General features: G+C 40.7%; 15 protein-coding genes and 1 pseudogene. 13 read left to right on the forward strand and 3 right to left on the reverse strand.

The genetic code is table 11. The features are described 5' to 3' along the window. Positions 1-325: 325 nt before the first annotated feature. From BGL89_RS18495 to BGL89_RS18550, 11 genes and pseudogenes are all read left to right on the forward strand, one after another. A complete protein-coding gene (locus BGL89_RS18495; protein ID WP_004162736.1) occupies positions 326-1,159 on the forward strand; it encodes a photosystem II manganese-stabilizing polypeptide in 834 nt (277 codons plus the stop codon). A 208-nt stretch (positions 1,160-1,367) separates the two neighbouring features. Further along, complete coding sequence (locus BGL89_RS18500; protein WP_286826990.1) at positions 1,368-1,577, forward strand: hypothetical protein; 210 nt, start codon at positions 1,368-1,370, stop codon at positions 1,575-1,577. A gap of 292 nt (positions 1,578-1,869) precedes the next feature. Beyond that, positions 1,870-2,145, forward strand: coding sequence for a DNA methyltransferase (locus BGL89_RS18505; RefSeq protein ID WP_286826992.1), 276 nt, complete (start codon positions 1,870-1,872; stop codon positions 2,143-2,145). A gap of 1 nt (position 2,146) precedes the next feature. Then, positions 2,147-2,788: a hypothetical protein gene (locus BGL89_RS18510; protein WP_286826993.1), complete on the forward strand. Its 642-nt coding sequence runs from the start codon at positions 2,147-2,149 to the stop codon at positions 2,786-2,788. 54 nt (positions 2,789-2,842) lie between these two features. Continuing rightward, a complete protein-coding gene (locus BGL89_RS18515) occupies positions 2,843-3,049 on the forward strand; it encodes a DUF2281 domain-containing protein (RefSeq protein ID WP_286826994.1) in 207 nt (68 codons plus the stop codon). A 315-nt stretch (positions 3,050-3,364) separates the two neighbouring features. Next, positions 3,365-3,781, forward strand: a complete 417-nt coding sequence (locus BGL89_RS18520; protein WP_286826995.1) for a XisH family protein — start codon at positions 3,365-3,367, stop codon at positions 3,779-3,781. Beyond that, complete coding sequence (locus BGL89_RS18525; RefSeq protein ID WP_286826996.1) at positions 3,769-4,098, forward strand: XisI protein; 330 nt, start codon at positions 3,769-3,771, stop codon at positions 4,096-4,098. Before BGL89_RS18520 ends, BGL89_RS18525 begins: the two co-directional genes overlap by 13 nt. 26 nt (positions 4,099-4,124) lie before the next feature. Continuing rightward, complete coding sequence (locus BGL89_RS18530; RefSeq protein ID WP_286826997.1) at positions 4,125-4,490, forward strand: hypothetical protein; 366 nt, start codon at positions 4,125-4,127, stop codon at positions 4,488-4,490. Positions 4,491-4,637: 147 nt separating this feature from the next. Next, positions 4,638-5,582: pseudogene (locus BGL89_RS18540) on the forward strand (IS1634 family transposase); the annotation flags it as partial. Between the two features lie 449 nt (positions 5,583-6,031). Continuing rightward, on the forward strand, positions 6,032-6,505 hold the full coding sequence (locus tag BGL89_RS18545; protein ID WP_286826999.1) for a hypothetical protein: 474 nt from the start codon (positions 6,032-6,034) through the stop codon (positions 6,503-6,505). A gap of 3 nt (positions 6,506-6,508) precedes the next feature. Beyond that, complete coding sequence (locus BGL89_RS18550) at positions 6,509-7,264, forward strand: hypothetical protein (RefSeq protein ID WP_286827000.1); 756 nt, start codon at positions 6,509-6,511, stop codon at positions 7,262-7,264. Positions 7,265-8,285: 1,021 nt separating this feature from the next. Here BGL89_RS18550 and cofH read toward each other — a convergent pair. Next, the gene (cofH, locus tag BGL89_RS18555; protein WP_286827001.1) at positions 8,286-9,422 is read right to left on the reverse strand and encodes a 7,8-didemethyl-8-hydroxy-5-deazariboflavin synthase subunit CofH; all 1,137 of its coding nucleotides are present in this window, start codon (positions 9,420-9,422) and stop codon (positions 8,286-8,288) included. 137 nt (positions 9,423-9,559) lie between these two features. Beyond that, positions 9,560-10,246 (reverse strand): photosystem II biogenesis protein Psp29, encoded by a 687-nt coding sequence (psb29, locus tag BGL89_RS18560; protein ID WP_286827005.1) that lies wholly within the window; start codon positions 10,244-10,246, stop codon positions 9,560-9,562. 300 nt (positions 10,247-10,546) lie between these two features. Between psb29 and smpB the strand changes: the two genes are divergently transcribed. Together smpB and BGL89_RS18570 are read left to right on the forward strand one after the other, a co-directional pair. Continuing rightward, a complete protein-coding gene (gene smpB / locus BGL89_RS18565) occupies positions 10,547-11,011 on the forward strand; it encodes an SsrA-binding protein SmpB (RefSeq protein WP_004162719.1) in 465 nt (154 codons plus the stop codon). Between the two features lie 118 nt (positions 11,012-11,129). After that, the gene (locus BGL89_RS18570) at positions 11,130-11,678 is read left to right on the forward strand and encodes a DUF2808 domain-containing protein (RefSeq protein ID WP_286827002.1); all 549 of its coding nucleotides are present in this window, start codon (positions 11,130-11,132) and stop codon (positions 11,676-11,678) included. Positions 11,679-11,852: 174 nt separating this feature from the next. Here the strand turns inward: BGL89_RS18570 and BGL89_RS18575 are convergent, their stop codons facing one another. Then, complete coding sequence (locus BGL89_RS18575; protein ID WP_286827003.1) at positions 11,853-12,170, reverse strand: KGG domain-containing protein; 318 nt, start codon at positions 12,168-12,170, stop codon at positions 11,853-11,855. Positions 12,171-12,985 lie beyond the last annotated feature (815 nt).

Raw genomic sequence — 12,985 nt, forward strand, 5'->3', positions numbered from 1 at the left:
AGGTGCGGAACCCCGCAAGGGAAAGAAGCAGAAACCTAAATCGTGAGGTTTGGGAATCACCGTCCGTTTACGGCGGTGAGGATGTCAACAGCTATCAGTTACTTAGAGCCTCCTGACTTGAAAGAGGGTGTAGGGTGTGGGGTGTGGGGAGAACAAAGCTGCCTTTTGCATGAGTGCATGAGTGCCCCCTGTCTCCCATCTTCTCAATGGTCACTGATCTTTGATAAACTGAGTTTCGGTGAATTGGCGCAACCGATTCGATAATTCATCAGGCTATGGATCAAGGGTAGTAATTGTAAAGATTGACAAAGAGAGGTTGACATAGATGAGATTTCGTGCCTTGTTAGTTGCCTTTTTAGCCTTGTGCTTAGGGGTGTTGACAGCTTGTAGCGACGCGCCTAGTGCCGTCCTGAATAGAAACGAGCTAACCTATGATGAAATTTTAAACACGGGATTAGCTAACAAATGTCCGCAGATTTCCGAGTTCACCCGGGGTACTCTCCCCTTAGAACGCGGCGAAAGTTATGTGGTGACAGATTTATGCTTGGAACCCCAAGAATATTTTGTCAAGGGTGAACCCGTTAATAAGCGGGAAGCAGCCACCTTTATACCGGGTAAACTCCTAACCAGAGATACCACCAGTTTAGAACAGATGACAGCGAGTTTAACCGTAGGCGAAGACGGTGTTTTAACCCTCAAGGAAGAAGACGGTATCGATTTCCAACCCGTTACCGTACAATTACCCGGAGGTGAAAGAGTTCCCTTGTTCTTTACCATCAAAGGTTTCACCGGCAAAACCGAAGCCGGCTTTAACTCGATTAACAGTTCCACCGATTTTGAAGGCGACTTTAAAGTTCCCTCCTATCGTGGTGCTGGTTTCTTAGATCCCAAAGGTCGGGGTGTGGTGACGGGTTATGATAACGCTGTCGCTTTACCCGCTAGTGCTGATAGTCAAGATTTCCAGCGTGCTAACGTCAAAGCGACGGAACTGGGTAAAGGTACTATGTCTTTACAGGTAACTAAAGTTGACGCTTCTACCGGGGAGTTTGCTGGTGTTTTTGAAAGTGAGCAGCCTTCCGACACCGATTTAGGGGCAAAAGATGCTGAAGAAGTGAAAATTCGCGGCATTTTCTACGGTCGTCTCGAAGCTCGTGCCTAATTAATAAATTCAGAATTTCTGGAAATTAAGGCGAATTTCTCCCTAGAGAAGTTCGCTTTTTTCGGCTCTCTTGGGGTTGTTCAAGGGTTACACTATATTTGGTTATTAAAAGCTTATTATTTATTCTCCGTTTTGCCTCTTGCCTCTTGCATGAGTGCCTCTCCTGATATGTAGCCTATACTCAACGGATTTAGTATTACAATAAAGATTGACCTCGCCTTTACCCTTTCGAGCCGGTCAAAGAGTAGAAATTATTATTTTCGCAGAAGATGGTCAGGAAATCAACCCTCAATTAGAGGAGTTACGGCAAAAAATTGATAGTGCAACCGAGCAAATTTTAGCGGGTAATGTAACCGATGGTGAATTAGTTTTTGAGCAGTTAAAAACAAGATTAAGAGAAGAATATGGCTTAGAATAATGGCAATTTATCAATTCTCCCAAGAGGCAATTAATGATCCGGGGTGAGCGCATCTCAAACGCCATTGACAATTGACCAATTTTGTTATCCGCTTGCTGTGTAAGCATTTCAAGCGATACCAGTCAATCAGAATAGTTACGAACTCGATCCATTTGGTCGATTGTTGCTTAACAATTGAGAAGGCAAATCCTACCCAAAAATCGTGGGTAGGCAACCCACATAAAGTTCATTTTGTCAAGAATTTTTAAGATGCACTTACCCTGTGTTGATTTTCTGGTTTGAACCGATTACAATGAAAGTGGACTTAGAACCGGGTAAGAATGTCCCCGCTTGGTTTTTGGATAGCAACTACAACGGTTTATGTTTCCACGTCAATCAGGCATTTTTCCCCCGTACCGGTGCTTGGGATTCGATTAAGAAAGCTTTAAAGGGAACCGATGAGAAGTCGGTCTGGGAACATCTAGCAGGGACAACCAGCGCACCTTTTGAAGTTGGAGAACATCAACAAATTGCCGTTAAAGTGATTGATGACCGGGGGAATGAATTGCTAGTTGTTAAGGAGTTATAAAATGACTGAATCACAAGAAAAATCTAATGAAATAATAAACCTTATAGAACATTTACCTACAATTAAGATTTATCTAACAAAAGAGGAATCAGAGAAAAAAACCTTAGTCAGAGTTATTCTTGAAAATGCTACTACTTATGGATTAATAGGGATTTTAATAGGGGGAATAGTAACTGGTTATGCACAGTGGCAATCAAATCTAGCAGAAAGAAATACTCAAATCATTCTTGAGTCTCTTAAAGAAAGTAATGACTACAATGGCTTGATTGATTCTTTGAATAAACTGTCTTTACTACAGAAAAATGGATTGCTTTCATCGAAAATTGATTATGATAAATTTAAAGAATTTGTCCCTGAGACAATCGCAACAAATTTAGTAACAGCAACTCAGTATGATGTCTTGGGTTTTCAGGCATTATTAGATCAAAAGCTTGGACAAGCACAAGATTATTTTAATAAATCTTATAAAGCTTATCCCACTTATCATAATGTTGATGAAATTAGCCAAAAATTACTTAAGAAAAAGACTTCAGTTTCTGACTGGGGAAAAGAAATATATTGTCCAATTGTCGATCAATATTCATGGGGAATGCCTCCCGATTTGAAACAACAAATGAATCAAAAAGGCAATTGCAAAAAATAATATTATGTCCTACAAAGGCGATCACCCGATATTAATCTCAAGAGGAACCAAACCATGAACTTAGAAGAAGCTATTATTACTGAAATTAAGACACTACCTAAAGACCAACAACAAGAGGTCTTAGATTTCACCTTGTTTTTGAAACTGAAACAAAATCAATATCCCCAACGTTCTTCTTTATTTGGTAGTGATAAAAATATAATTTACCTTAGGGATGACTTTAACCAATCTGGCTCTTCGTTACTTGGTATGGTTCGATAGGGGGGGCATAAATCGACTAAATCCTTATCTGGCAAGAGATTTAATTGATTAGCTCGTTTCATCTCTTATCATCCTGTCCGTTGCATAAGATAAACCGAAGAACCACCAATCTTTAGAAGATATAATTAAACAAAGTGACGAACAAGATAAACTATTAACCCCACAAGAAAGAACCGAGAAATGGTTAAATTTTGTTCAAACTCTTCCCTCAGAGAGTGCCAACTTACCAGATGAAGCTTTACATCGAGATACTATGTATGATTAATCGATTAATTTCTAGATGAACCTCTATTTGCTTATACTTAGAATAATTCTATGTCAGCCAAAGATATTTTTCATCAATCCGTGTGTATTGCCCTTGAAAAAGATGGCTGGAATATCACCCATGATCCCCTTTATCTTAAAGTCAATGACGTAGAATTTTACATCGACTTAGGCGCGGAAAGATTAATTGCCGCCGAAAAGGCAGGTCAAAAAATCGCCATAGAGATTAAATCTTTTTTAGGCGCATCTGAAGTCACCGAATTTCATCTCGCATTAGGACAAATCCTCAATTATCGGTTAGCATTAAAACAGGAACAACCCGAAAGAATTCTTTATCTAGCCATTCCTCAAGATACCTATGAGGACTTTTTCTCTCGTCAATTTATTCAAGACGCTGTAGCCGAATATAAAATTAAACTCTTAATCTTTAATTCTCTCAAACAAGAGGTGGTATTATGGAAAAAATAAACTACTCTCAACTGATTCAAGACATTCTCACCCAACATTCAGATCATGACAGCAAAAATCACACAGAAACTCAACTTCTTTTTGACACAAAACGCCATCATTACCAAGTCTTAAATATTGGTTGGAAAGAGCAAAAGCGAATCTATGGTGTGATTATTCATCTTGACATAAAAGATGAAAAAATCTGGATTCAAAGAGATGGAACAGAAATCGGCATTGCTAATCAATTAATCGCGGCTGGTGTTCCTAAACAAGATATAGTCTTAGGTTTTCAGGCTCCCTATAAACGCAGTTTAACCGAGTTTGCCTTTAGTTAATAGATAAGAAAAAATCAAAAATCGAAATGACCTACGAAGTCAACGAACCTATCCTAAATTCCCCCTTTGATGAACCCTCCCGTTACTGGTTCATCCGAGAAGGTTATGAACCGGAATTAAAAGAAGGGAGAAGACCGGCTATTGTCTATCCCCTCCGGGAAGGTGACACCGAATGGGAATTAGGAAAAGTTCTCAAACTTTCACCCCCCGATGAATTTTTCCCGGGTTATGAAATGACCCTAGTTAACCACATCAGGAACAAAATCAAAGAATGGAGAAACGAAAACTATCCTGGGGTCATCCGTACCACCTTAGAACTATTAGAATACTGGAACCGAGAAGGGAGAAAGGGTGAGAACATCGCCTATTTTTTGCTCAAAAAGAAGCAGTAGAAACCATAATTTTCCTGATTGAATCACGCGCTGACTTTCGCCAAGGGATTCATATTCCCCAAGACACCCCCATTGACACCACCCTCAAAGCTTTCATCCGCTACGCCTGTAAGATGGCAACCGGAAGCGGTAAAACAACAGTGATGGGATCGAGGGATTTTAACGAACTCGAAAATCAATGAATTAGTAAAACCCATAGAAGGATTAGACTATATTACCGGTTTAACTAAGCCTCAAATTCGGAAACTGGCGGAAGTAGAAGTGATTCAATTAGGATTATTTGAGCAGGTAAACTTAGTGGAATTTGAGAGTGAGCTTGTCGAAATCCCTTCATTGCCCAGAAAAATCAACAACAAAGAGAGGCATTATTAGAAGCGGCAGATAAGGAACTAGATTTGATTGTTCAAGCGACTCAAAGGGAGAAAAGAGCTTTAAAGGGTCAAGATAAGATAGCTTTGAGAGTCGGCAAGGTTCTTAATCAGTTTAAAGTCAATAAATACTATAACTTAGAGATAAGGTCAGAAGGTTTTTCTTATCAGCGTAAGCTGGAATTAATCGCTCAAGAAACGGTATTGGATGGTGTGTATGTGTTAAGAACTTCTGTGGAGTCAACCTTGATGGATGCAGCGATAACGGTTAAAGCTTATAAAAGTTTATCTCAAGTGGAGGAAGCATTTCGCTCTTATAAGTCAATTGATTTAAAGGTACGTCCTATCTATCATTATAAGGGTGATAGAGTCAAGGCTCATATCTTTTTATGTATGTTGGCTTATTATGTGGAATGGCATTTAAAACAGTCCTTAGCTCCTTTATTATTTGAGGAGGAAGAAATTGATGATAGTTTTCTGAATGTGATTAAAGCGAGTCGCAGTGAATCCGCTCAGTCTAAAGAGAGAAAAAAACGGAATCAAGAGAACTTTCCCGTGCATAGTTTTCGGACTTTGTTGGAGGACTTGGGGACGATTTGCTTGAATACAGTAGAATGTACGATTAGAGAGGGAAGTTATCGTTTTTCTAAGATAACTCGACCGACCCAACTGCAACAATCATGCGTTAGATTTATTAGGTGTTTCCTTGATTTGTACCCAGTAACGGGGCAGCGGAAATTCTCTTAATCCCTCCTACAGCACAGGTTATGGCTTTTTGTCAACGGGGAAGTCCAGTTATTAGAGGGGGACAAACAGAAACCTGTAAACGTCGCTTCCCTCTATGCTTTCTTCAGAAAAATGGTGACACTCAATAGCACAGCGAGCAAGATAGTCACAGATTGGAACAGTAAGTATGGGCAAGCTACACCTCGCCATCGGGATTACCCCATCTCTCCTCGCTGAACTCAATCAGTACGATGAGCAACTTGGCACGTCTAAGAAGGATGTGGTTGTTATTGCGATCTCGAAGCCGCCTTCGGCGGTGCGCTCAATACCTGGGCTGTGCTGAGAGTGTGCCGTTGAGTCAGTCGATGGCTGCACTAGAAGCCGAGGTAGAAGAACTACAGGCTTTGGTAAAAAAATATTAGTTTGTAAAAAGGAGAGAAACTGGCAATGAGCGATCACCAACGGTTAGCAAACTTAGAGGAACTACTAAAACTACTTTACGAAAAACTAGGGTATTTTGAAAGGCAACTAATTATTGCTCATGATCCTTCTACTAAGTTTGATTTGGAGCAGAGAATTAAACGAGAGATTTTACCAAGCCTTCGCAGCTACGAAGCAGAATATTGGGAGCTTTGTCCAACGATTGTTATCTCAGATGAGCAGGCTGAAATGCAACTGGTTCAAGTAGAACAGGCGGTGCAGTCTATTGAGCGGATACCGCCTGTTGAGTATCCACCAGAATTATTTTTCTTACTGCAAGAGATCAGAACCAAATTGGCAGATTTGGATAAAGCAGCCTCAGCTAAGTTAAAGGTAGTTCTGCCCTTGATTCCGGTGATTGCCTCCTACGAACTGGAGATGGATACGGAAGGATTAATGTACAAAGCCTGGAAGTCCATTAAGAGATTAGTTCGGAGGTAGGAAATGTCGCTAGAAGAGCTAAAACAAGCCAAGATAACCTGGGAAAAAAAACGCGCCTACTACGAGCTTGAACTCGGGATAAATTCTAGTCCAGACCAAAAGTTTGAACTGCGACAAAGGATTGATCAATGTCAGCAAGAAATCGAGAGACTAGAAAAAATAATCAACTCAAGTGGATCGGTAAATTATCCTGAAATCAAAGATAACTTAAATCAACTAAATTTTCCGCAAGTTATCCGAACATATTTAGAACTTCTTGAGAAGGAAATAGAGAATAAATATAAATATGATCAGGCTCTTAAAAATTATATATCTTTATCTGGAATGCAAACCCAAGCCTATGAAGAGGCTTTTCCAAAATCTACCAAATTTATTCCCAATCTAGATCGGTATCTTATTTCCCAGACTAAATCTCCGCCAATTGTAGTTTATGGTTCCCCAGGAAGTGGAAAATCTACAACTCTTTACAAAAACTTTGTAGAATATAAAAAACAAACTATCTCTTCAAAAAAATGGAAGTATATCCCTGTATTTATTCATGCCAATGAAATTGCCAATGTATTAGATGATCTTAAAGGCATACAGAAAGAAGAAATAACAAGCTTTCTTTCAAAACTATATGAAAACACGGAGGATCAATGGAAACAAGATTTTGCGACCTTACTTGGGGGAGGTTCTACATACAAACTTGTTGTAATTATAGATGCTTTAGATGAGTTTGTTGACAAAAAAATTGAGCTAAGTTATTCAGTTTTTTAGCTAATATACTTGAAAAAACTTATCAAAAGGGAACCAAATGGATACTGTCCTGCCGCGAAAAAGAATATAGGGCTTTTGCTAATCAATTAAAAGTAATAAATGTTCGTATTAAATCTCTTTCTCCTACTCAATTTGAAGATTTTCTTCGCAAGAGGCTGAGAGAATCAAATGCAACAAAAGAATTAGAAGCAAACCAACGTCGAGAAATAACAAGAGTTTTAAATAAACTTAGGGAAGCCAATAAGCGAGGTGACTTGTATTTAACTAATCCATATTACTTATCACTATGGGTTGACTTAATTGCAGAAGAATCAAACATTGGAGACGACTATGTTCCTACAATAGACGAACTTCACGAACGGGAGTTAAAAAGAGAGTTTCTCAAATCAATGAAGATAACTGAACATGAATTTTATCAACAACATCCATCGCTTATTATCAACACGAAAAAAGTTTTATCAGTCTTGAGTTATTATATTCGGTTCTTCGTTACTTGGTATGGTTCGATAGGGGGGCATAAATCGACTAAATCCTTATCTGGCAAGAGATTTAATTGATTAGTTCGCTCTATTATAACCCCCGTCCATTGCATAACACAAACCGAAGAGCCTTATATTCTTGAGCAATCGCTAAAAAAGGACATCCATGAAGGCGTTGCCATAAACGATGACGAACTACTTAAGCGTTGGGTACAACCTATATTAGAAATAAATAACAAAGACGATGTTGACAAGCTTGCTAATAAGAGATTAAAATCCTTTTTTCAAAACCCCTGATGGCCAGGATTTAATACTGTTCTACGAATATTTTCACGGAGATACAGGTCAAGGACTGGGAGCAAGCCATCAAACAGGTTGGACAGGACTCGTAGCTAATTTGATCTATCAGGTCGGAGAATATAACTGTCTCAATAGCGCACCTTCTTAATACTCAATTAACGTCAGTCGGACGAGAGAATGAAAGTTTTAACCCGGGACAGGATCAAGCTTTCAGCTAATCCAGGATTCGGGTTAAATAGACTCTAATAGATTGTACCCCGTTGACGGGCGGGGCGATCGAGGGATTTAATCGCCGTTTCTAATTCCTCGACGGTCAAACAAGTACCGCCCAGGGCCCCGGCCATAGTGGTAATATGTTCTTCCATGAGAGTGCCACCGAGATCGTTGCAACCCCAGTCTAAAGCTTCTGTCGCCCCCTGTAAGCCCAATTTTACCCAACTGGGTTGATGATTTTTAATGCTATTGCCCAAATAAATCCGCGCCACTGCCGTTAATTTTAATGTATCGGCTAAAATTGGTTGATCTCGTCCGACTCGATTTCTCAGGGGTTTGGGGGCTGATTGTCCCACAAAAGGCAATAAAATAAATTCGGTGATTTTAGCCCGATAATTATTTTCTAGGGCGATTTCTTGCTGTTTTCTAATTTTTTCAAGGTGCTGCACCTGTTGGCTAGGGGTTTCAATATGACCGCAGAGCATGGTACTGGTGGTATGTAACCCCAAGCGATGGGCAATACCAACTATTTCTAACCAAGTGGCGGCATCGATTTTTTCTGGACAAATTACCCGTCTTATCTCATCGACTAACACCTCGGCAGCCGTCCCCGGGAGAGAATTCACTCCTGCTTCTTGCAGGGAAGCGATGACTTTTTCGTAACTTAAACCGTCTTCCCTAGCAATAAATTGGACTTCTTGGGGCGAAAAAGCGTGTAAATGCAGGTCGGGAAAGGTTTTTTTCAGGTTTTTAACAATTTCGAGGTAATAGTCTAAGGAATTACCCTTAATCTTGGCTTTTGGGTTTAATCCTCCCTGCATACAAATTTCTGTCGCCCCACGACGGACAGCATCCGCCGCTTTAGCGATAATTTCCTCTAAATTAAGCCAGAATGCTCCCTCTTCATTTTCATCGCGTCTGAATGCACAAAAACTGCAATGCTGCTCACAAATGTTACTAAAATTAATGTTGCGATTGATCACGTAGGTGACGGTATCTCCTGCCTGTTGACGACGCAAAAAGTCGGCAGTTTCCCGAATCTGGACAATTAAACGGTTATCGGTAGTTTCTAGCAAGATAATCGCTTCTTTTGCCGATAAATTTGCCCCTGACCGCGCTTTGGCCAAAATATCGGTTACGGGTGCGGTGATGGAGGAGTTAGTCACGGGAGATAAATATTAAGGGTTGCCGATCTTAATTGTAGAACGAGGTCAGAAGGAACAGTAAAGAAAGAGAGCGGATTTAATCCTTTTTCTGTTCCCCATTCCCTTGTCTGCACGCGGTAATTTCCGGTTGAGAGCCTTTATTGCGGGGTGGTTTGTTTTTCCTGTTCTTTTTGTTGACGTTTTTTCTTTTCTGCTTCTAAGGCATCTTCGATAACCTTGAGCAGCTGATCCATTTTATCAAGATTACCGCGATAAACATCGAGGTCTTTTTGCAGTTTCTCGCTGGAGAGATGGAGAATTTCTGAGAACTTTTGCAAAATTTGTTCGCGTTTTTCTTTTTCCTTGATCATCTCTGGTTGTGCTTCCGCCAAAATTGTATAGAGACCGATGGCAAACAGGCGACTATACTTAAACTTAGGCGCGTTGATAACCGAAACTAAACTATCAGACAACTGATTGTTACCACCCATAGCAGGGTTTTGCAGTTGGGAAAGCAAGGAATCAATATTACTTTCTTTGGCAATAGCGATCATATTTTCGGCATCACGACGATAGACTTCGGGATTACCGTTAACCGCTTGGCACAAAGCATTAAAAATATTCGGTTTATCCTCCCCCGGACGATAGCCTTCCATGAACTTCTCGAAAGAAGTAACCACACCAAGGGCATAAATTGGATCATAATGGAAATCTACATTAACGGAGAGCAGGTGCATCTCGACTAATAATTCCTCAACCACGCGCCGATACACCGAATTGATGGGGCGGGTGTGGCGAGTATAAAAATCACGCTTACTATCGGAAACAGTACGAATTTTGTCCACAGAACCAAACTTCATAAAAATTTAACACTGCTCTCATTTTCTCCCTTCTCGTTCCCCCTGACAAGGCCAGTGATCACCAAAGAGCGGCAAGCAGTCAGTCCAGAGAGAGCAAAAGAGCGAGTAAGATGGGGAAATGGGGGAATGGGGGAATGGGGAGACCACTTCGTGCGCGTTGCGGGGGGGAATGGAGAATTTCAAATAAAACCCCAACACCCTAACACCCTAAAACCCTAACACCCCAACACCCTAAAACCCTAACACCCCAACACCCAACAGCTTTTTCACTTTTCACTTGACTATATGGCTAATCAAGACGACAAAATCAAAATTATCAGTGATAACCGGCAAGCGCGCCATCTCTACGAGATTTTAGAGACTTTTGAAGCGGGGGTGCAGTTGCTCGGGACCGAGGTTAAATCTGTGCGTGCTGGTAAGGTAAACCTGCGGGATGGTTACGTTTTAGTCCGCAATGGTGAAGCGGTGTTAATTAATGTTCATATTTCCCCCTACGAACAGAGTAGCGAATATTTTAATCACGATCCGCGCCGGACGAGAAAATTGTTGATGCACAAAAAGGAAATCAGCAAACTCATCGGTCAAGTGGAACAGAAAGGCTTAACTCTTGTGCCTTTGAAGATGTATTTTAAAGGTAGTTGGGTAAAAATCAGCATTGGCCTCGGTAGAGGCAAGAAATTACACGATAAACGCGAAGATTTGAAACGTCGCCAAGATCAACGGGATATGGCGCGAGCGATGAAGCGTTAATCAAGACACTTATCGGACTGGCAAAGGTCTAGGTAAGAAACGAGCGGGTTTTGTTACAGTTGAACTGTATTAGGCTCCTTGTGGCTGTCACCATCCCCCTCACTTTGGGTTAAAATTTATGTTAAAAGTCTTGACAAAAGTAATTAAATATGCTAAAGCACCCGCTTTAATTGCTCTATCTTTAGCTGTGGGTGCGGGGATTATTTTACCAAAAATAACTTTAGCCAATGGCAACCCCGGCCTAACCATTTTTAGCGGAGTCGATCGCAAGGATATCTTAGATTATTTCTTGCAATTCGGTGGTCGTCCCAAGCAAATGGATCGTTATAAACTCTATATTCCCCCGAAAAAACTCTCCCAAGGGGCCGCAGCTTTTTTTATTTCCTATCCCGATTATTTTAACGGCCAGTTTGACACCAATAAAATCGAGGTACGCATCAACAACAAATCTTTACCTTTAAAAGAAGTGGTTTGGGATAAGGATAGTCGCATTATTCAAATTGTCCCCGAACAACCGATCGATCCGACCAGCAAAGTTGAAATCGTCATGTCTAATGTCAGAAATCCTGAATTAGGCACTTATTACTTTACCTGTGATGTGATTGCCTCTGGCAATATTCCCGTCCGTCTCTACGTTGGCACTTGGATTGTCAGTATCGAACCTTAAGTATTTATTGGGGGATGGGGAAATGGGGGGATGGGGAAATGGGGAAATGGGGGGATGGGGAAATGGGGAAATGGGAGAATTCAACTAAAACCCTAAAACCCTAAAACCCTAAAACCCCAACACCTAACACCTAACACCCAACACCCTCTCAGCCCGAGAAAAAGTCAACCAAAGTCAACTATTTGCCTCCGAGTTGCTAAAATCTGAGGAGTTTTCACCTATAGACTCGTTGGCTGGGGAATTTTCTTCGGAGTTTGAGTTTTTGCGACTGCCTTTGTGAGAATTTTTGCCCCCTTCCCGTCCGATAGCTGCCATGTGGGCGCGATCTCGGCTAACCGCTTCACCACCTTTTCGTCCCGCTTCGCGAGCTTCTTCGGAGGTAAATTCGTGGGCTGTACCTTTTTGATGAGCAGCTTTACCACCTTTACTAGCGATTTCCCGTTGTTTAGCTTGATCCATAGAGGCAAAACCGCGTTTACTCTTACCTGTCATAATATCCCTCCTGTGTGAATGCTGATTTTAAACGTTCTTAAAGACTTATGCGAGATTTTTAAAACATCAAAATCATGGTCTTGTCGGTGGGCAAAACATTGAGATTGCCCCGCTTTCCTCCTCTAAGAACTATGGATTCCTACCTAGTATCATAACTCATTAGCTTGACTTCTAGGGAACCAATTACAGCAATCAAAGAGCATATTTTATGTTAAAAAATATTAAGCGAATCGAGCATTTATCAGTCTAAAGATATAGAAGTTATCTTAATGGTGAGGTACAAAGTTTTCGTTTGGGGCAGTCGGTCTTCAGTTATCGGTTATCAGTTATCAGCTTTTTTCTCCCTGCTCCCTTCTCCCCACTTCCCCACTTCCCCACTTCCCCACTGTCCCACTCCCCCACTGATTACTGGTTACTGTTCACTGATCACTGAAAATGCCATGCAGCCTTAATTGGGTGTACGGGCAGCTTAAAGCCTAGTTTTTGGGGATTTAATCGGAAAAAATTAGGCTTAACCACAGAAACCAAAAACCTACCTAAAACTTTTTCAAGTTACTCATTTCTGTAGCTAGATAACTAAAATAAGTAACTTTTGCCACCGATAGATTTTAAGAACGTTATCAGGTATAATCAAGACATGAGGCTAGTTGAACGTCATATTATCGCCCAAAACCATCCCCTGTGGTCAGAAATCGACCATTATGCCTTCTTGTCAAAAAATCTGTTCAATCTAGCTAACTACCATTATCGCCAATATTTCTTTGAAAACTCCCAAAAACTGAGTTTTAATCAACTCTATCATCTGGTATCTAAAA

The sequence above is a fragment of the Microcystis sp. LSC13-02 genome, from assembly GCA_002282935.1.
Taxonomy (GTDB): domain Bacteria; phylum Cyanobacteriota; class Cyanobacteriia; order Cyanobacteriales; family Microcystaceae; genus Microcystis.

What these genes read in the sequence shown, in the direction of transcription:
- BGL89_RS18495 (WP_004162736.1), top strand. Translation starts at nt 326, where the DNA reads ATGAGATTTCGTGCCTTGTTAGTTGCCTTTTTAGCCTTGTGCTTAGGG.
- BGL89_RS18505 (WP_286826992.1), top strand. Translation starts at nt 1,870, where the DNA reads ATGAAAGTGGACTTAGAACCGGGTAAGAATGTCCCCGCTTGGTTTTTG.
- BGL89_RS18510 (WP_286826993.1), top strand. Translation starts at nt 2,147, where the DNA reads ATGACTGAATCACAAGAAAAATCTAATGAAATAATAAACCTTATAGAA.
- BGL89_RS18515 (WP_286826994.1), top strand. Translation starts at nt 2,843, where the DNA reads ATGAACTTAGAAGAAGCTATTATTACTGAAATTAAGACACTACCTAAA.
- BGL89_RS18520 (WP_286826995.1), top strand. Translation starts at nt 3,365, where the DNA reads ATGTCAGCCAAAGATATTTTTCATCAATCCGTGTGTATTGCCCTTGAA.
- BGL89_RS18525 (WP_286826996.1), top strand. Translation starts at nt 3,769, where the DNA reads ATGGAAAAAATAAACTACTCTCAACTGATTCAAGACATTCTCACCCAA.
- BGL89_RS18530 (WP_286826997.1), top strand. Translation starts at nt 4,125, where the DNA reads ATGACCTACGAAGTCAACGAACCTATCCTAAATTCCCCCTTTGATGAA.
- BGL89_RS18545 (WP_286826999.1), top strand. Translation starts at nt 6,032, where the DNA reads ATGAGCGATCACCAACGGTTAGCAAACTTAGAGGAACTACTAAAACTA.
- BGL89_RS18550 (WP_286827000.1), top strand. Translation starts at nt 6,509, where the DNA reads ATGTCGCTAGAAGAGCTAAAACAAGCCAAGATAACCTGGGAAAAAAAA.
- smpB (WP_004162719.1), top strand. Translation starts at nt 10,547, where the DNA reads ATGGCTAATCAAGACGACAAAATCAAAATTATCAGTGATAACCGGCAA.
- BGL89_RS18570 (WP_286827002.1), top strand. Translation starts at nt 11,130, where the DNA reads ATGTTAAAAGTCTTGACAAAAGTAATTAAATATGCTAAAGCACCCGCT.
- BGL89_RS18575 (WP_286827003.1), bottom strand. Translation starts at nt 12,170, where the DNA reads ATGACAGGTAAGAGTAAACGCGGTTTTGCCTCTATGGATCAAGCTAAA.